The 17,732-nt window shown below is 47.9% G+C and carries 17 protein-coding genes; 6 read left to right on the plus strand and 11 right to left on the minus strand.

The features are described 5' to 3' along the window. Positions 1 to 84 precede the first annotated feature (84 nt). The 4 genes from sppA (at position 85) to pncA (ending at position 4,567) form a co-directional block, all read left to right on the plus strand. Positions 85 to 1,941, plus strand: a complete 1,857-nt coding sequence (gene sppA, locus QUE74_RS11770) for a signal peptide peptidase SppA (RefSeq protein ID WP_001259795.1) — start codon at positions 85 to 87, stop codon at positions 1,939 to 1,941. Positions 1,942 to 2,056: 115 nt separating this feature from the next. Continuing rightward, positions 2,057 to 2,767, plus strand: coding sequence for an SIMPL domain-containing protein (locus QUE74_RS11775; protein WP_001030438.1), 711 nt, complete (start codon positions 2,057 to 2,059; stop codon positions 2,765 to 2,767). Positions 2,768 to 2,898: 131 nt separating this feature from the next. Beyond that, positions 2,899 to 3,915: an asparaginase gene (gene ansA / locus QUE74_RS11780; RefSeq protein ID WP_001170162.1), complete on the plus strand. Its 1,017-nt coding sequence runs from the start codon at positions 2,899 to 2,901 to the stop codon at positions 3,913 to 3,915. 10 nt (positions 3,916 to 3,925) lie between these two features. Beyond that, a complete protein-coding gene (gene pncA / locus QUE74_RS11785) occupies positions 3,926 to 4,567 on the plus strand; it encodes a bifunctional nicotinamidase/pyrazinamidase (RefSeq protein WP_001135079.1) in 642 nt (213 codons plus the stop codon). A 92-nt stretch (positions 4,568 to 4,659) separates the two neighbouring features. Here pncA and QUE74_RS11790 read toward each other — a convergent pair whose 3' ends face one another. The 10 genes from QUE74_RS11790 to msrB all read right to left on the minus strand — a co-directional run bounded on the left by QUE74_RS11790 (position 4,660) and on the right by msrB (position 14,469). Further along, positions 4,660 to 6,018, minus strand: coding sequence for an MFS transporter (locus tag QUE74_RS11790; protein WP_000438818.1), 1,359 nt, complete (start codon positions 6,016 to 6,018; stop codon positions 4,660 to 4,662). 117 nt (positions 6,019 to 6,135) lie between these two features. Then, entirely contained in the window at positions 6,136 to 6,894 is a 759-nt protein-coding gene (locus QUE74_RS11795) for a DeoR/GlpR family DNA-binding transcription regulator (RefSeq protein ID WP_000719088.1), read from the minus strand. Between the two features lie 136 nt (positions 6,895 to 7,030). Beyond that, the gene (gene ydjG, locus QUE74_RS11800; RefSeq protein WP_000723726.1) at positions 7,031 to 8,011 is read right to left on the minus strand and encodes an NADH-dependent methylglyoxal reductase; all 981 of its coding nucleotides are present in this window, start codon (positions 8,009 to 8,011) and stop codon (positions 7,031 to 7,033) included. Positions 8,012 to 8,020: 9 nt separating this feature from the next. Then, entirely contained in the window at positions 8,021 to 8,968 is a 948-nt protein-coding gene (locus QUE74_RS11805) for a sugar kinase (protein WP_001354718.1), read from the minus strand. Between the two features lie 4 nt (positions 8,969 to 8,972). Further along, entirely contained in the window at positions 8,973 to 9,809 is an 837-nt protein-coding gene (locus tag QUE74_RS11810) for a ketose-bisphosphate aldolase (protein ID WP_000878882.1), read from the minus strand. Positions 9,810 to 9,829: 20 nt separating this feature from the next. Beyond that, the gene (locus tag QUE74_RS11815; RefSeq protein ID WP_000798095.1) at positions 9,830 to 10,873 is read right to left on the minus strand and encodes an NAD(P)-dependent alcohol dehydrogenase; all 1,044 of its coding nucleotides are present in this window, start codon (positions 10,871 to 10,873) and stop codon (positions 9,830 to 9,832) included. A gap of 16 nt (positions 10,874 to 10,889) precedes the next feature. Continuing rightward, complete coding sequence (locus QUE74_RS11820; RefSeq protein ID WP_000435310.1) at positions 10,890 to 12,269, minus strand: MFS transporter; 1,380 nt, start codon at positions 12,267 to 12,269, stop codon at positions 10,890 to 10,892. 26 nt (positions 12,270 to 12,295) lie between these two features. Then, a complete protein-coding gene (locus QUE74_RS11825) occupies positions 12,296 to 13,372 on the minus strand; it encodes a zinc-binding dehydrogenase (protein WP_000645201.1) in 1,077 nt (358 codons plus the stop codon). Positions 13,373 to 13,741: 369 nt separating this feature from the next. Next, the gene (locus QUE74_RS11830; RefSeq protein ID WP_001354719.1) at positions 13,742 to 14,014 is read right to left on the minus strand and encodes a YeaC family protein; all 273 of its coding nucleotides are present in this window, start codon (positions 14,012 to 14,014) and stop codon (positions 13,742 to 13,744) included. Positions 14,015 to 14,055: 41 nt separating this feature from the next. Beyond that, a complete protein-coding gene (gene msrB, locus QUE74_RS11835; protein WP_001284618.1) occupies positions 14,056 to 14,469 on the minus strand; it encodes a peptide-methionine (R)-S-oxide reductase MsrB in 414 nt (137 codons plus the stop codon). A 341-nt stretch (positions 14,470 to 14,810) separates the two neighbouring features. On the opposite strand from msrB, the gene gapA reads away from it, so the two are divergent. Continuing rightward, positions 14,811 to 15,806: a glyceraldehyde-3-phosphate dehydrogenase gene (gene gapA, locus QUE74_RS11840; protein ID WP_000153502.1), complete on the plus strand. Its 996-nt coding sequence runs from the start codon at positions 14,811 to 14,813 to the stop codon at positions 15,804 to 15,806. An 83-nt stretch (positions 15,807 to 15,889) separates the two neighbouring features. After that, the gene (locus tag QUE74_RS11845; RefSeq protein ID WP_001296124.1) at positions 15,890 to 16,774 is read left to right on the plus strand and encodes a D-hexose-6-phosphate mutarotase; all 885 of its coding nucleotides are present in this window, start codon (positions 15,890 to 15,892) and stop codon (positions 16,772 to 16,774) included. Between the two features lie 50 nt (positions 16,775 to 16,824). Here QUE74_RS11845 and yeaE read toward each other — a convergent pair whose 3' ends face one another. Beyond that, entirely contained in the window at positions 16,825 to 17,679 is an 855-nt protein-coding gene (yeaE, locus tag QUE74_RS11850) for a methylglyoxal reductase YeaE (RefSeq protein ID WP_001186330.1), read from the minus strand. Positions 17,680 to 17,732: the final 53 nt, after the last annotated feature.

The raw sequence follows: 17,732 nt of genomic DNA on the forward strand, positions 1-17,732 counted from the left end.
CCTGCTGACAAGTGCCGGTTGGGTCATTACGATAACCACATCTATTGCGCCTGTGACAGGTGTGACCTTAATTTGGGAGAATACATGCGAACCCTTTGGCGATTTATTGCCGGATTTTTTAAATGGACGTGGCGTCTGCTGAATTTCGTCCGTGAAATGGTACTTAACCTGTTCTTTATTTTTCTCGTACTGGTTGGTGTGGGGATCTGGATGCAGGTCAGTGGTGGTGATTCGAAAGAAACGGCCAGTCGTGGCGCGCTGCTGCTGGACATATCTGGTGTAATCGTCGATAAACCCGACAGTTCTCAGCGGTTTAGTAAGCTAAGCCGCCAGCTCCTTGGTGCCAGTTCCGATCGTCTGCAGGAAAACTCACTGTTTGATATCGTCAACACCATTCGCCAGGCGAAGGATGACCGCAATATCACCGGTATCGTGATGGATCTGAAAAACTTCGCAGGCGGCGACCAGCCGTCTATGCAGTACATCGGCAAAGCCCTGAAAGAGTTTCGTGACAGCGGGAAACCAGTTTATGCCATAGGCGAGAACTACAGCCAGGGGCAATATTATCTCGCCAGTTTCGCCAACAAAATTTGGCTATCTCCACAAGGCGTGGTGGATCTGCACGGTTTTGCTACCAACGGTCTGTACTACAAATCGTTACTGGATAAGCTGAAAGTTTCCACCCATGTGTTCCGCGTGGGTACGTATAAATCTGCCGTTGAACCGTTTATTCGTGATGATATGTCACCGGCAGCCCGCGAAGCTGACAGCCGCTGGATCGGTGAGCTGTGGCAAAACTATCTGAATACTGTTGCCGCTAACCGGCAGATCCCTGCTCAGCAGGTATTCCCTGGTGCGCAAGGGTTGCTTGAGGGTTTAACCAAAACCGGTGGCGATACCGCGAAATATGCGCTGGAAAACAAGCTGGTCGATGCACTGGCATCAAGTGCCGAAATCGAAAAAGCTCTGACCAAAGAGTTCGGCTGGAGTAAGACTGATAAAAATTATCGCGCCATCAGTTATTACGATTACGCATTGAAAACGCCGGCAGATACCGGTGACAGCATCGGTGTCGTCTTCGCGAATGGCGCAATTATGGATGGCGAGGAAACTCAGGGGAATGTTGGCGGTGATACCACTGCGGCACAAATCCGCGACGCTCGCCTTGACCCGAAAGTGAAAGCGATTGTTCTGCGTGTTAATAGCCCTGGCGGCAGCGTTACCGCCTCTGAAGTGATTCGCGCTGAACTGGCAGCTGCCAGGGCAGCGGGTAAGCCTGTGGTTGTATCGATGGGCGGCATGGCGGCATCTGGTGGTTACTGGATTTCCACGCCAGCTAATTACATTGTGGCTAACCCCAGCACCCTGACCGGTTCTATCGGTATCTTCGGCGTGGTCACTACCGTAGAAAATAGTTTGGATTCGATTGGTGTTCATACCGATGGCGTCTCAACTTCACCGCTGGCGGATGTTTCTATCACCAAGGCACTGCCGCCGGAAGCGCAGCAGATGATGCAGTTAAGCATTGAGAATGGCTATAAACGCTTTATCACGCTGGTTGCTGATGCGCGTCATTCGACGCCGGAGCAGATTGATAAAATCGCCCAGGGCCACGTCTGGACCGGTCAGGATGCAAAAGCTAACGGGCTGGTCGATAGTCTCGGGGATTTCGATGATGCGGTTGCCAAAGCAGCAGAGCTGGCAAAAGTGAAACAGTGGCATCTGGAATACTACGTTGATGAACCGACCTTCTTCGACAAAGTGATGGACAATATGTCTGGTTCTGTCCGGGCAATGTTGCCAGATGCGTTCCAGGCCATGTTACCTGCACCGCTGGCCTCGGTAGCCTCTACCGTTAAAAGTGAAAGCGACAAGCTGGCAGCGTTTAACGACCCACAAAACCGTTATGCGTTTTGCCTGACCTGCGCCAACGTGCGTTAAATCCTGCAAAAATGTGGCCGATATGCTGTCGGCCACACTCCTGAATCGGACTGTCTTTCACTCCCTCTCTCCACTACATTCCCTTGCTCATTTAGCATCTGATATGGAGTCATCAGTGAATAAGGCCCCCTCTTTAATTGCCGCTATCGTCCTCGGACTGGGGATTAGCGCCTGTGGTTATTTTGTTGGCGATGGTGTTAAACATTTAAAAACCAATAACCGTTATGTAAATGTGCGTGGGCTTTCTGAAAAAGAAGTTCGCGCAGATACGGCAGAATTAACAATTGCGATTAACTTTAAGGGTAATATACCCGGCGAACTGTTCCCGAAACTGGAAGACGCGCAGAAAAAAATTGTTGCCGAACTCAATGCTCAGGGGATTAACGAGAAAGAGATAACCCTGGGCCAATGGACAAGCAAGCGAACTGATTCCTTTTATCTGAAAGATGATCCCACAATGCCACGCTATAACGCAGACGGGTCAGTGACGATAAAAACCCATAATGTTGCTGCTGTCGAAAAAGTCGTCGCGAAATTAAACGAACTGCAAGTCGCTACGGAGGGCGCTATCGCTGAGAGCAAAGTCGCCTATCGCTTTAATGGTATTGGCGCACTGCGCGCTGAGATGATTGCCGCCGCCACCAAAGATGCACGCAACGCAGCATTACAATTTGCAACGGACTCAGGTAGCCAGGTGGGGTCAATTAGCGATGCCTCACAAGGCGTGTTCCAGATCTTCGCCAGTGGCAGTGATGAAGATGATCCTACGGCGATTAATAAAACGGTACGCGTAGTCACCACCGTAACCTATGCGTTGCAGGATTAACCACTTTTCTCCGGCGGGACACTAATCCCTCCGTTCTGCCGGACTTTTCTCATATCCACAGAGTATCCAGGTGCGCTCGCTGCCCCTCACGTATATACTTTTGCTCTTTCGATATCATTCATATCAATATCATGCAAAAGAAATCAATTTACGTCGCCTACACGGGCGGGACCATCGGGATGCAGCGTTCCGAGCAGGGTTATATTCCGGTGTCAGGTCATCTACAACGCCAACTGGCGCTGATGCCGGAATTCCATCGCCCGGAGATGCCAGATTTCACCATTCATGAATATACGCCGCTGATGGACTCTTCAGATATGACGCCAGAAGACTGGCAGCATATTGCTGAAGATATTAAAGCGCATTATGACGACTATGATGGTTTTGTCATTCTGCACGGCACCGACACGATGGCGTATACCGCCTCTGCGCTGTCGTTCATGCTCGAGAATCTCGGTAAACCGGTCATTGTGACAGGGTCACAAATCCCGCTGGCTGAGTTACGCTCTGACGGACAAATTAATCTGCTGAATGCGTTGTACGTTGCGGCGAATTATCCTATCAACGAAGTAACTCTCTTTTTTAATAATCGACTTTATCGTGGCAACCGTACCACCAAAGCCCATGCCGATGGTTTTGATGCGTTTGCCTCTCCAAACCTTCCTCCGTTACTGGAAGCAGGTATCCATATTCGTCGTTTGAATACGCCCCCCGCCCCGCACGGTGAAGGGGAATTGATCGTTCATCCAATCACCCCACAACCAATTGGCGTAGTGACGATTTATCCGGGGATTTCTGCTGACGTCGTGCGCAATTTTCTGCGCCAACCGGTGAAAGCATTGATTCTGCGCTCATATGGCGTGGGTAATGCGCCACAAAACAAAGCCTTCCTGCAAGAATTACAAGAAGCCAGCGATCGCGGAATTGTGGTAGTCAACCTGACACAATGTATGTCCGGTAAAGTGAACATGGGGGGTTATGCCACCGGTAACGCCCTCGCCCATGCCGGCGTCATTGGTGGAGCTGATATGACAGTAGAAGCTACGCTAACAAAACTGCATTACCTGCTTAGCCAGGAACTGGATACTGAAACCATTCGCAAGGCCATGAGCCAAAACCTGCGCGGCGAACTGACGCCGGATGATTAAGGAGACTGCAATGCCCCCTCGCGCCCTGTTACTGGTCGATTTACAAAATGATTTCTGTGCTGGTGGCGCGCTCGCCGTGCCGGAAGGTGACAGTACGGTGGATGTCGCTAACCGCCTGATTGACTGGTGCCAGTCGCGCGGTGAAGCGGTTATCGCCAGTCAAGACTGGCACCCGGCGAATCACGGCAGTTTTGCCAGTCAGCACGGTGTAGAGCCTTATACGCCAGGCCAACTCGACGGTTTGCCACAAACCTTCTGGCCAGATCACTGTGTGCAGAACAGTGAAGGCGCACAATTACATCCGTTACTGAACCAAAAAGCGATCGCAGCGGTGTTCCATAAAGGCGAAAATCCTTTAGTTGACAGTTACAGTGCCTTTTTTGATAACGGCCGTCGGCAGAAAACCACGCTCGATGACTGGTTACGCGATCATGAAATCGATGAATTGATCATTATGGGCCTGGCTACTGACTATTGCGTGAAGTTTACCGTGCTGGACGCGTTACAGTTAGGTTATAAGGTTAATGTGATTACCGATGGTTGTCGTGGCGTGAATATCCAGCCACAGGACAGTGCGCACGCGTTTATGGAGATGTCAGCAGCTGGGGCAACGCTATATACGCTGGCAGACTGGGAAGAGACGCAGGAGTAATTTTATGCTGGCCTACAATTCTGTACTGCCATTGTAGGCCAGATAAAACACGTCAGTGGTACATCTGGCAATTGACGCCATCAACGAAAGATTTAATTCACCTCAGAAATCTCTTCCAGCGACACCTTCCGCGTTTCGATGCCAAAAATGGAGAGAACCAGCGCACAGAGCACTAACATCACGCCAAGCACCATAAACACCGTGATTGACCCATAATGCGTTAATAGTGCCGCAACGCCATAAGGCGTGAAGACCGCGACGATCCGTCCGACGGCATTAACGAAACCCGAACCGCGCAGGCGTAAATGCGTTGGCCAAAGCTCCGGGATATAAACCGCCGACGCGAAGCAAACATACATGTATAAAAAGAAGATCATCACCAGGCCATAGATTAAAATCGCCCACTCTGTAGTCTGAATTGAATAGATATAGCCTAACATGGCAATAATAATAAGCAAGGCGGAGCCAAATAATCGACGAGGAAAATGATCAATAATTAATGCCGCAATAAATATACCTACCGGAGCGCCAATCATAATAACAGCAGTCATTAATATTGATTTATCAACATCAATACCGGAGTTAACAAATATGGTCGGTATCCATACGGTGATGGTATAAAGTGAAATGTTCATTGCAATTAAAACAGTAATCGCAACTAATGTACGTCGTAACATTTCCCCTTTAAACAGCAGCCAGAAAGTACCATTGATTACGTTAGCCTTGCTGTTGCTCTGATTCAAAGTAAGCGGGGGTAAACGAACACTCTTCTCTCTTTCAATTTGCTGCTCTACTTCACGAAGTTGGCTTTCTGCACCTGCGATTTGTCCTTTCCCCGCCAACCATCGAGGCGACTCAATAAAGTATTTACCTGAGAGAAACCAGGCTAACAGTATGCCAATACCACCCAGCAGAAACATTATCCGCCAACTAAAAAAAGCGATAACCACCACGCCTATCGCCGCAGACAGCATGGGCGACCAGTTACCGACAAATGACAGCCGCGCGGACCATTTTCCACGCACCGTCGCGGGGATAAACTCCGTAAACGAAGCATAGCCAACCATAATCAGCGCCCCCATTCCTGTGCCCATCAGGAAGCGAAAGAAAATGAGCCAGTACATATCAGGGACAAAAGCGGCCCCTGTTGCCGCAATACCGACGATGAGAAGATTTATGCGAAAAGCCCTGCGCCGCCCAAAATAATCACCGATGAACCCACCGGTAAGAGAGCCGATGAAATAACCAAACATTAATGCCGAGGTAAAGGCGGCATTGAGGAAATTATTTGACCATCCATTGCTTACCAGCTTTGCTAAAACAACATTGCCTGAATAACTCAAAAAACCCGTTAATAACAGACTAAAGCTTATAATACCAAATATACGATAATGAAACCGGGCCAAAGGCAAGCGGTCCAGTCTTGCGCCAATTTGATCATATTGTTCCATTAGGTGCCTCGGATTTGCTAAAAAGGTAGCAATTGCGGCAAATTCACTTGCCGCATCTTTATCATCATTTTATTTTCCAGGCGCAGGAACAAATAATATTGACAACGTGTGCTTAAATTACCACACCAGCTGGATATTATTGTCTTTGCAAAATGCTATCCACTCTGCACCCGGTGATTTATCAGTTATTATGTAATTAATATGACTAAAGTCAGCTAACTGGACAAAAGCTTTGCGATCAAACTTAGAGTGATCAACCAATAACGCAACTTCTGTCGCCTGACGGATCATTGTCTTTTTGATTTCAGCTTCCGCTTCGTTAGAGTCCAGCGCGCCGCTGTTAATATCAAGACCTTTACAACTCATTACCATGATATCGACATGGTAGCGGCTGATGATCTCTTTAGTAATTCTTCCTTGCAGGGAAAGTGTATTTTTGTTTAGTTCCCCCCCCGTTGAAACGACTTTAATTTCTGATTGAGCCAGAACATGAATCGCTTCCGCCGAGTTAGTTAGCAACGTCAGGTCACTACGGTCCTGCAACAATTTGAGCAATTCCATAACGGTACTACTGGAATCGGCTGCCATAGTGGTTTTATTGTCGATAAAGGGTAGTGCCTTGCGTGCAATAAGCTGCTTCTCTTCATAAAACGATGAAGCGCGCTTATAAAAATGGATATTCTCCGTCAACATCGCTGTATTTAAAACAGCACCACCATAGGTTCTGGTCAAAAAGCCTTCATCTTCCAGCTTCTCAAGATCGCGGCGAATGGTTTCTTCGGTTACCTGAAAAATCCCACTCAAATTTGAGACTGTCACCTTTTTATCGTTGGCAACCATTTGCTTAATTGCCTGAATCCTGTCTTTTGCCGCCACGATTACACCCCTGTATCTTTTTACATCACATTAGCGCGATTATCGCATAACCGATGTTTACTTTCAAAATAACCTGTTTGAATCACAGATTTTCATCACAGTTTTCACAGAAACAGAGGTGAATCGTGTTGAGTATTTAACGCTCCAGAGCCTCTGCCATTTCCCTCATCAATGTTGCGTCTGCATCCGATAAGTTGATATTCAGTGCCGCGACATTTTCACGTACCTGTTCCGGCGCAGTAGCCCCACTAAGAATGGAGATTAAATCACTCTGTTTTAATATCCACGCCAGTGCCAGAGTGGGAATTGTGCACTGATAACGAGCACAGAGTGGCTGCCACTGTTCAAGCATATCAATCACTTTCAGCATGTTTTCACGCTGGAACCAGACTTTATTTGCCCGAGCGCCGCCCGGAACATAATCACGAGTGATGGTACCGGTCAACAATCCCTGCTCTAGCGGGGAATAAACCTGTAACACAATGCCATTATCACGACATAGCGGCAGCAGTTCGCTTTCCATTGCCCGGTCGAGGATACTGTATTTCGCCTGAATAATATCCAGTTCACCATATTGCAGATACTCGCGGATATGGTCAGCATCGACGTTAGCAGCGCCTATAGCGCGAATTTTCCCTTCGGCCTTTAACTCATTGAGCACTGCGACAGTTTCAGCTATCGGCGTAAAAAATGGCGGCACCGACTGCCAGTGCGTCATGTAGATATCGATGTAATCAATACCCAGACGTTGCAAGCTGGCTTCTACCTCTTCGCGGATAGATTCCGGGGAAAGGTTTTTATACAACTGCCGATCGCCAACTTTGTTGAATAAACTCCCTTTTCGTTCCCAGACAATGCCGCATTTGGTTTCTACTACAACCTGTTCACGGGGCAGTTTTTTTAACGCCTGACCGACGATAACCTCACTATTGCCAAAGTTATATCCTGGCGCAGTATCAATCAGGTTAATGCCGCAACGATGGGCTTCAAGAATCGTATCAATACATATTTGCCGATCGAGATCGCCATTCCATGCAGGACCGCCGCCAATGGCCCATGTCCCCAACCCCATTCGCGAAAGCGTTATATCCGTTGTGCCTAAAGGTATCTTTTTCATTTGCCTTCATTATCCTTCGTATTCTTCCAGCAATTGTTCGACCAGCTTTCTGTTTTTTACACCGGTGGTGGCACCGACGCTTAGAACCGAGATAGCCGCCGTTGCATTGGCAAAGCGTGCGCATTCACGCAGATTTTTGTCTTCTAACAGAGCCGCTATAAAGCCAGAAGCAAAGTTATCGCCTGCGCCAATAGTGTCGATGGCGGTTATTCCTGCGACCGCCGGCACCTTCATCGTCATGTCACCACGCTTGATAAAGCAGCCGTCTTTACCCGTTTTAATCACCACCGTTTTTACGCCGCACGCAAGAAAGCAGTCAGCAATTTCATCCAGTGTCTCTTTCCCAGTGAGTAATTTTGCCTCGGCAAAATTAGGAAACAGATAATCGACATAACTCAATGCTTCGCAAATATCATCCAGCGTTTCATTCAACCGCGGTTTGATCATATCGGCACAGATAATCATCTGCCGGGCTTTAGCTTGCGTAAAAATTTCTGTTAGCGCTTTACCATCCAATAGAGGACTGTTGAAAATACTGGCCAGAGATAATAATTTCGCCTGAGAAAACCGCGAAAAATCAACATCGTCAATATTCAATTTCCACAGACTGCCGTTACGGTTTGTGACAAACGTCCGCTCGCCATCCTCCGTCACCAGTCCAACGTTAATAGAGGTATCTATGCTGACGTCCTGCTTCAGGCTTTGAATATCAATATTCTCTTTGCGACAATGGTCGAGAATAAATTGCCCGGCGGCATCTTTACCAATACGACTCATTAATGCTGTGCGATGGCCCAGGCGAGAAATAATTGTTGCTTCATTTATTGCATCACCCCCGGTGGTCATTGCGATTCTTTCAAGAGGATAAGAATCCACATCAAAGATATTTTTACTGACCGGTTGCAATGGAATATCAACAATAGCGGCACCTATACAAATAACGTCGAGATTATCCATATCATTATTCCGCTTTGCCATCAGAACCGAACAGTTTAATTTTTTCCAATGCCCGTTCTTTTACAGCTTTACGTACTTCACGTTCTAAATGCAGGAAAGGCTGATCCTGGTTTTCTTTCACTGCTACCATTGCGGCCTGACAGAGCTCCGTATGAATGTTGATTTTCGCGATACCCAACGAAATTGCAGTTTTAATGTCGGCATCACTGATCCCCGATGCGCCGTGCAAAACCAGCGGAACAGAAACGGCATCGCGTACGCGTTTGACGACCTCAAAGTTCAATTGTGGCTCTGACGTATAAACCCCATGCTGGTTGCCGATGGCGACAGCCAATGAGTCACAGCCCGTACGTTCAACAAATTCAGCCGCCTGGTCAGGATCGGTATAGTGATAGCCCGCCAGCGCTTCTTCATAAACGGTTTCATTACCGACATGCCCTAATTCTGCCTCTACCGGAATACCCAGCGGATGGAAGAAATCAACAGCCTCTTTGGTTAAACGAATATTTTCTTCGAAATCAAATGCGGAAGCATCACGCATTAATGAATTCATACCATGAGTCCAGGCGTTATGAATAATTTCCATACTCCGACCATGATCCCAATGAGTTATTACCGGCACCGTTGCTTTTTTTGCCATTGATACCATCATGTGAGAGAAATCTTCAAATGAGGTGTTCCCGACAAAACCTGTACCAAAAGAAATAATAACCGGTGATTTCGCTTCTTCGGCTGCGTCGATAACGCCCATCAACATTTCTGCATTCCATACATTAAAATGGGCAATTGCATAATGTTTATTTGTGGCATCGTTTTCCCAATATCTGATATCTGCGAGCATATTCTGTTCTCCCGTATTAATTAATCGCTAATTTTAATAACGCCTTTAATAATGTCGCGTTTGTTGTTAACCGACTCTTCAAATGCCTGTTGTACATCCTGATAATCGTAAATATGTGTCACCATCGATTTCACATCGAATCGCCCTGAGGAAATAGCTTCAATCGTGACCGGATAACGATTGGCATAGCGGAATACTGTCTGGATAGTGACTTCGCGATTGATTTTGAGGAAATTGATTGCCGAATCGCCCGGTACAGTACCAACAATCATAATTTTACCGCCGCGCATTACCAGATAAGGTGCCTGTTTAACGGTGACCGCAGAACCCGCTGTTTCGAAAACAATATCTGCGCCCATTTCTTCGGTAAATTGCTGACAACGTGCAATAGTGTCTTCTTTTGCGCCGTTAATAACCACTGTCGCGCCGAGCTGTTCCGCCATTGTCAGACGTTTTTCCAGTACATCAACGACGGCAATATCCGTAGCTCCCAGGCATTTGCATGCTTGCAACGTCATCAAACCAATACAACCCGCTCCCAGAATAATTATCTTCTTACCCGGTTTAACATCTGCCAGCATCGCGGCATGCATACCGACTGCAGCAGGCTCCACCAGCGCCCCTTCCATCGTGTCCATATTGTCGGGCAGTTTGTAAGTAAAGCTCTCCGGATGACACAGATAGTGCGTTAATGCGCCGCGGTAGTTGGGTTGTGTCGCCATAAAATCAACGTCCGGACAGATGTTATATTTGCCTTCCAGACAGTAACGACAGTGACCGCAAGGAACGCCAGGTTCGATATTTACCCGATCCCCCGCTTTAAATTTGCGCACACGGCTTCCCACAGCCACAACCGTCCCGGCGCATTCATGACCCAGGCCAATTTCTTGATTTGGGTCTTTAGGCGGAATAAACGGGCCTGATTCAAAACCATGTACATCTGAACCACAAATACCGACATATTCTACTTTAATCAAAACTTCATCTTCTTTAGGCACAGGTATTTCTGCTGAAATAATTTTCATTGTGCCCGGCACCTGCAATATTGCTTTTGAATTTTTCATTTTGAATCCACCAGTATTATTTATTGACTACTGCATCAATACTTAAACTTTCAACGGAGACACCTTTGGTTTCAATTCCAATGGTGGCGATAGCAATTGCGACAATAATTGAAACCGCCCCCAGAAGAATAAAGACTCCCGTTACGCCATAACTACTGAGCAGCACTGCAACGGCATAAGGTGCGGCAATACCACTGATTCGCCCTACTGCATTCGCCAGACCGGAGCCACGTAATTTGGCCTCTGTCGGCCAGATCTCAGGGACATACACTGCCGAGGCATAGCAAACGTACATATAGACGAAAGTAATCAGGAAGAAACCAATCAGCGTTATGAGCAACATACTGGTTTGCAGTGAATAGATATATCCGAGCACCGCAATCAGGATTAATAGCCCCACACCCATTGTTTTACGCGGAATTTTATCCATCACCAGCATGGCAATAAAAATACCAAATGGCGCGCCAAACATACTCATGGTATTTAAAACAATCGAGTCTTTTAAATTAATCCCCTGGGTCATGAATATCGTTGGCAACCAGTTAATTAGTGTGTACTGCACAACGTTCATGGCAATCAGCACACAAGAACCTAATATCACGCGGTTCAGTAATACTCCTGTCAGTAAGGCTGAATACGGCACCGCTTGTGGCGCTTTACCGTCATCAGCAATAACCACGGGCGGCAAAGGTTTACCCGTCTGGCGTATGACGTCTTCTTCTATACTCCGCATGACTTTCTCGGCTTCCTGATACCGTCCGCGCGATTCCAGCCAGCGCGGGGATTCAGGAAAGTAGCGCCAGGCCAGCGCCGTAGCGATAAGCGACAATATTGCAGGGATAAGCAGTTGTACTCGCCAGTTCCACTCTGCACTAATCAGCGGCGTGAGTCCCATCGCAATCAATGAACAGAGCGGATATGACCAGTTGCCAATAAAGGAAACCCGACTGGACCATGTTCCGCGATTTCTACCGGGCATATATTCGGTGAAACCAGCAAACAGCGTCACCAGTAAAGCTCCCAGCCCAACGCCCATCACAAAACGGCAGGCAATAAGGAAATCCATATTCGGTGAAAAAGCACCGACAACCATCGAGGCAATATGAATGGCCTCATAGAGGATGAACGCATTTCTGCGACCGGTTTTGTCACCGATGATGCCGCCAACCAGCGCACCGAGAAACATCCCGGCGGTCGTGATTGCTGAGAATGTGGCAGTGGTGGAATTATCTGTCCAGCCCAACTCTTTCAGCTGCGCGAGGATCAAGCCACCAACGGCATTACTCCAGCAGACAAGCAAGCCAAACGCGACGATAGCAAACATTGACGAATGCCAGCGGCAATCCGGTAAGCGATCCAGCCGTGCACCACAATGCGGTTTTGTTATCTGTTCCATGCGATAACGTTCCTTCAGGAGAGTAGTTATTCATCAAAGTCGTAAGTCATGATCACTTTGATTGCGGTTTTATCGACCATCGCATCAAACCCTTCGCGCCATTGCGACAGGCCGATACGATGCGTGATCATCGGTTTGACTTTGATAGCGCCGCTGGCTAATAGCCGGAGAGCGTTACGCCATGAGGTGGAGTCATAGGCCATATGCCCAATGATTCTTTTGTTCCAGGCGGTAATGTCATTAATCGAGAAATCAAGAGGCTTGAAGCCCATTCCAACGCGTACCACTTCCCCGTTCGGACGGAGCATTTCGATGGCTTGTTTAAGTGCGATATTGGCACCGGAGCATTCAATCACCAGTCCCAGATTGTCTTTACCACAAATTTGCTGGCAGCGCGCCACCACATCTTCGGTAGAACCATTTACTACAGCCGTCGCACCCAGTTCTTTTGCAACCGGGAAGCGGACCGCCACATCTTCTTGTAGACCAACGACGACGATATTTACCGCCCCCATAATCCGCGCCATTTGTACGGAGAACAGCCCGAGTGGGCCAGTGCCGATGACGACTACATCCTGACCAGGGAGGAATTTCGATTGCTGCGCGATGGATTTGTAGGCATTGCAGATAGGGTCAAGTACGGCTGCGTCCTCATAATCAACACCATCAGGGATTTCCCACAACGCATGACGATGAATTTTGAGAATTTCACCAGGAACCAGACAATATTTGGAAAAACCACCGCCCCACGTATTGTTATCCAGACCAAGGTTTACTTTTTCTGTACAACACAGAAAATCACCTTGTTCACAGGCCGGACAAACGCCGCAAACGTGACCGCTGTTATCCGACACGACGCGTTGCCCCACTTTCCAGTCTTTGACTTTTTCACCAACCTGCGCAATACAACCTGCGAACTCATGGCCGCGGATAGAGTTAAACTCATCAGAACCGCTATCGACATTGTAGTGCTTCATGTCTGCGCCGCAGATTGCCGCAGCTTTAATTTCAATCACCACATCTTCCGGGCCACAAATGGGTTGTGGGACATCGATCATCTTGTAGCCGCCAAAGGCTTTGCCAAACCGAGCCAGTGCTTTCATTGCGTCATCCTCTGTGTTTTGTTTTGCTTAGATGGCCATCATACTTACCCACATGATTTTTGAGGTCAACATTAAATCTTTAAAACACAGATAATGATCTGCGTTTTACAACTCAGATCACAATTACGCAGAAAATGGCTGGGTCTGTTACAGGGTGATGGAAGGTGGAACGCAAAATGAGCAAATTTGAGAGGGATTACCGGCCAAATAGGTCTGAGACTTAAGTTCAGGAGAAGTCATTCAGGCGTGAACGCGACTGCAAGAGACCGGGCTGGGACTTAGCCAGGTCGGGGCGAGATAATTGAGATGAGTCGTGGGGTTATTGTTGGCTATCCCCTTTATAACCGCGGCAAAAAGGGGACAAACCACTTACTTAAACATGGCAATAGGCTTTGCTGAGATACCAAAATCTTCTTTTAACTGCTGTTTGCTCTTCATGACCATCTGACCATGTGTGTCAATTGTCATATGCTGAGCTTCGGTATTATGGCGGGCTTGCCACAGCATCACCAGCTGTAGGCAGTTCTCTTTTTGTTCCTCGGTCAGCGCAACGCCATCGGGCCATTTTCCCAGTTCAACAGCAGTCGACAAACGCTGGTATACCTCAGGCGTCATGCTGTTGATAATGTCATCAAGATTCATAATTTTTCCGCTCCTGTGGAATAAGTTGCTGAATCGTTTTTTCAACCGTTGATTTCTTCGCCGTTTTCGCCATCGGTAAAGCGTAAAGAGGCTGAGTTAACACAATAACGTTCACCCGTTGGCTGCGGCCCGTCGGGGAAGACATGCCCCAGATGGGCATCACAGTTACCGCAACGAATTTCTATGCGCTGCATTCCATGTGACAAGTCTTTGATATAACGAATGGATTCTTCACTCACCGGTTCGTAGAAACTGGGCCAGCCACAGCCGGAATCATACTTGGTTTGGGAATGAAACAGCGGGGCATCGCAGATCAAACAGTGATATACGCCGTCACGCTTGTTATGCAGTAAACGACCCGTAAATGGCGGCTCTGTCCCATGATTCTGCGTCACGTAGAACTGCATCTCGGACAAATTTTTTTTCAGTTCTTCTGCCGAAGGTTTATTAGCCATTTGCTCACATCTCACTTTAATCGTGCTCACATTACGCGACTGATTCTAACAAAACATTAACACCAACTGGCAAAATTTTGTCCTAAACTTGATCTCGACGAAATGGCTGCACCTAAATCGTGATGAAAATCACATTTTTATCGTAATTGCCCTTTAAAATTCGGGGCGCCGACCCCATGTGGTCTCAAGCCCAAAGGAAGAGTGAGGCGAGTCAGTCGCGTAATGCTTAGGCACAGGATTGATTTGTCGCAATGATTGACACGATTCCGCTTGACGCTGCGTAAGGTTTTTGTAATTTTACAGGCAACCTTTTATTCACTAACAAATAGCTGGTGGAATATATGACTATCAAAGTAGGTATCAACGGTTTTGGCCGTATCGGTCGCATTGTTTTCCGTGCTGCTCAGAAACGTTCTGACATCGAGATCGTTGCAATCAACGACCTGTTAGACGCTGATTACATGGCATACATGCTGAAATATGACTCCACTCACGGCCGTTTCGACGGTACCGTTGAAGTGAAAGACGGTCATCTGATCGTTAACGGTAAAAAAATCCGTGTTACCGCTGAACGTGATCCGGCTAACCTGAAATGGGACGAAGTTGGTGTTGACGTTGTCGCTGAAGCAACTGGTCTGTTCCTGACTGACGAAACTGCTCGTAAACACATCACCGCTGGTGCGAAAAAAGTGGTTATGACTGGTCCGTCTAAAGACAACACTCCGATGTTCGTTAAAGGCGCTAACTTCGACAAATATGCTGGTCAGGACATCGTTTCTAACGCTTCCTGCACCACCAACTGCCTGGCTCCGCTGGCTAAAGTTATCAATGATAACTTCGGCATCATCGAAGGTCTGATGACCACCGTTCACGCTACTACCGCTACTCAGAAAACCGTTGACGGCCCGTCTCACAAAGACTGGCGCGGCGGCCGTGGTGCTTCCCAGAACATCATCCCGTCCTCTACCGGTGCTGCTAAAGCTGTAGGTAAAGTACTGCCAGAACTGAATGGCAAACTGACTGGTATGGCGTTCCGCGTTCCGACCCCGAACGTATCCGTAGTTGACCTGACCGTTCGTCTGGAAAAAGCTGCAACTTACGAGCAGATCAAAGCTGCCGTTAAAGCTGCTGCTGAAGGCGAAATGAAAGGCGTTCTGGGCTACACCGAAGATGACGTAGTATCTACCGATTTCAACGGCGAAGTTTGCACTTCCGTGTTCGATGCTAAAGCGGGTATCGCTCTGAACGACAACTTCGTGAAACTGGTATCCTGGTACGACAACGAAACCGGTTACTCCAACAAAGTTCTGGACCTGATCGCTCACATCTCCAAATAAGTTGAGATGACTCTGTGATCTAAAAAGAGCGACTTCGGTCGCTCTTTTTTTTACCTGATAAAATGAAGTTAAAGGACTGCGTCATGATTAAGAAAATTTTTGCCCTTCCGGTCATCGAACAAATCTCCCCTGTCCTCTCCCGTCGTAAACTGGATGAACTGGACCTCATTGTGGTCGATCATCCCCAGGTAAAAGCCTCTTTTGCATTACAGGGCGCACACCTTCTCTCGTGGAAACCTGCGGGTGAAGAAGAAGTTCTGTGGTTGAGTAACAACACACCGTTCAAAAATGGCGTCGCCATTCGCGGTGGCATACCGGTTTGCTGGCCGTGGTTTGGTCCGGCTGCACAACAAGGTCTGCCTGCGCACGGTTTTGCCCGCAACCTGCCGTGGACGCTGAAATCACATCGTGAAGATGCTGATGGTGTAGCGCTGACTTTTGAATTGACACAAAGCGAAGAGACGAAAAAATTCTGGCCGCACGACTTTACGCTGTTAGCGCATTTCCACGTGGGTAAAACCTGTGAAATCGATCTTGAAGCACACGGCGAATTTGAAACTACCTCTGCTCTGCATACCTACTTTAACGTGGGTGATATCGCTAAGGTAAGCGTCAGTGGACTAGGCGATCGCTTCATTGATAAAGTAAATGACGCGAAAGAAGATGTACTGACCGACGGTATTCAGACCTTCCCTGACCGTACCGATCGCGTGTATCTGAATCCGCAAGATTGCAGCGTAATTAATGACGAAGCGCTGAATCGTATTATCGCCGTAGGCCACCAGCATCATCTGAACGTTGTAGGCTGGAACCCAGGACCGGCGCTTTCAGTTAGCATGGGCGATATGCCGGATGATGGCTACAAGACCTTTGTTTGTGTAGAAACGGCATACGCTTCAGAAACGCAAAAAGTCACCAAAGAGAAACCTGCACATCTGGCGCAATCCATTCGCGTTGCGAAACGTTAATTTGCGTTAATATTGTGTGCCGGGTGCGATGCATCCGGCACGTATCAACATCACACCATATCCAGCGCAGTTTTTCCTTTTGGTGCCGGATACGCTTTATCCAGCATAACTAATTCCGCTGACGAAAGTTCAACCTCAAGCACAGCCGCATTTTGTTGGACATGTGCGACAGTTGCCGCTTTTGGAATCGCCATCACACCCTGATGGCTGATTACCCACGCCAACAATACTTGTGCCGCACTGATATTGTGAGCATGTGCAATTTCGTTGACTACCGCATTTTTTAACAGTCCATTGCGCAACCGCCCGGCCTGGGCTAATGGACTGTAAGCCATCACCGGCATCTGCTGTTTCTGGCACCAGGGAAGTAAATCGTACTCAATCCCTCGTGAACCGAGATGGTAAAGCACCTGATTAGTGGCACACTGATTTCCCCCCGGCAGCTGCCAGAGTTCCTGCATATCGACATAATCAAGGTTAGAAACGCCCCAGCGGCGGATTTTTCCCTGGGCGATCAATTTTTCCATCGCTGCGACAGTCTCTTCGAGAGCGAAACTGCCAGACCAGTGTAATAAGTAGAGATCGAGATAATCAGTATTGAGACGGCGTAAACTGGCTTCGCATGCATTTATCGCTTTTTGCCCGCCAGCATTCCACGGATAGACTTTAGAGACGAGAAAGACGTTCTCACGCAGACCGATTAATGCTTCCCCAACCACTTTTTCGGCACCGCCATCGGCATACATTTCGGCGGTATCAATGAGGGTTAAACCGAGTTCAATGCCCGCGCGTAGTGCAGCAACTTCTGTTTTACGCTGACTGGCATCTTCGCCCATATACCATGTTCCCTGCCCTATGGCTGGCAGTGCGACATCGCCACTAAATTGAATCATTTTTTGTTGCATTGTTTCCTCCCAGGTATTGCACCACCGTAATGCAAAACAGGGCGTTACGCCCT

Source organism: Escherichia sp. 10290 (genome assembly GCF_030295155.1).
Lineage (GTDB): Bacteria > Pseudomonadota > Gammaproteobacteria > Enterobacterales > Enterobacteriaceae > Escherichia > Escherichia coli_F.

Bases quoted from the DNA above. Each gene is read 5' to 3' on its own strand.
- sppA (WP_001259795.1), top strand. From the start codon at position 85: ATGCGAACCCTTTGGCGATTTATTGCCGGATTTTTTAAATGGACGTGG.
- QUE74_RS11825 (WP_000645201.1), bottom strand. From the start codon at position 13,372: ATGAAAGCACTGGCTCGGTTTGGCAAAGCCTTTGGCGGCTACAAGATG.
- QUE74_RS11790 (WP_000438818.1), bottom strand. From the start codon at position 6,018: ATGGAACAATATGATCAAATTGGCGCAAGACTGGACCGCTTGCCTTTG.
- QUE74_RS11805 (WP_001354718.1), bottom strand. From the start codon at position 8,968: ATGGATAATCTCGACGTTATTTGTATAGGTGCCGCTATTGTTGATATT.
- gapA (WP_000153502.1), top strand. From the start codon at position 14,811: ATGACTATCAAAGTAGGTATCAACGGTTTTGGCCGTATCGGTCGCATT.
- QUE74_RS11830 (WP_001354719.1), bottom strand. From the start codon at position 14,014: ATGAATCTTGATGACATTATCAACAGCATGACGCCTGAGGTATACCAG.
- QUE74_RS11845 (WP_001296124.1), top strand. From the start codon at position 15,890: ATGATTAAGAAAATTTTTGCCCTTCCGGTCATCGAACAAATCTCCCCT.
- pncA (WP_001135079.1), top strand. From the start codon at position 3,926: ATGCCCCCTCGCGCCCTGTTACTGGTCGATTTACAAAATGATTTCTGT.
- QUE74_RS11815 (WP_000798095.1), bottom strand. From the start codon at position 10,873: ATGAAAAATTCAAAAGCAATATTGCAGGTGCCGGGCACAATGAAAATT.
- ansA (WP_001170162.1), top strand. From the start codon at position 2,899: ATGCAAAAGAAATCAATTTACGTCGCCTACACGGGCGGGACCATCGGG.
- QUE74_RS11820 (WP_000435310.1), bottom strand. From the start codon at position 12,269: ATGGAACAGATAACAAAACCGCATTGTGGTGCACGGCTGGATCGCTTA.
- yeaE (WP_001186330.1), bottom strand. From the start codon at position 17,679: ATGCAACAAAAAATGATTCAATTTAGTGGCGATGTCGCACTGCCAGCC.
- ydjG (WP_000723726.1), bottom strand. From the start codon at position 8,011: ATGAAAAAGATACCTTTAGGCACAACGGATATAACGCTTTCGCGAATG.
- msrB (WP_001284618.1), bottom strand. From the start codon at position 14,469: ATGGCTAATAAACCTTCGGCAGAAGAACTGAAAAAAAATTTGTCCGAG.
- QUE74_RS11810 (WP_000878882.1), bottom strand. From the start codon at position 9,809: ATGCTCGCAGATATCAGATATTGGGAAAACGATGCCACAAATAAACAT.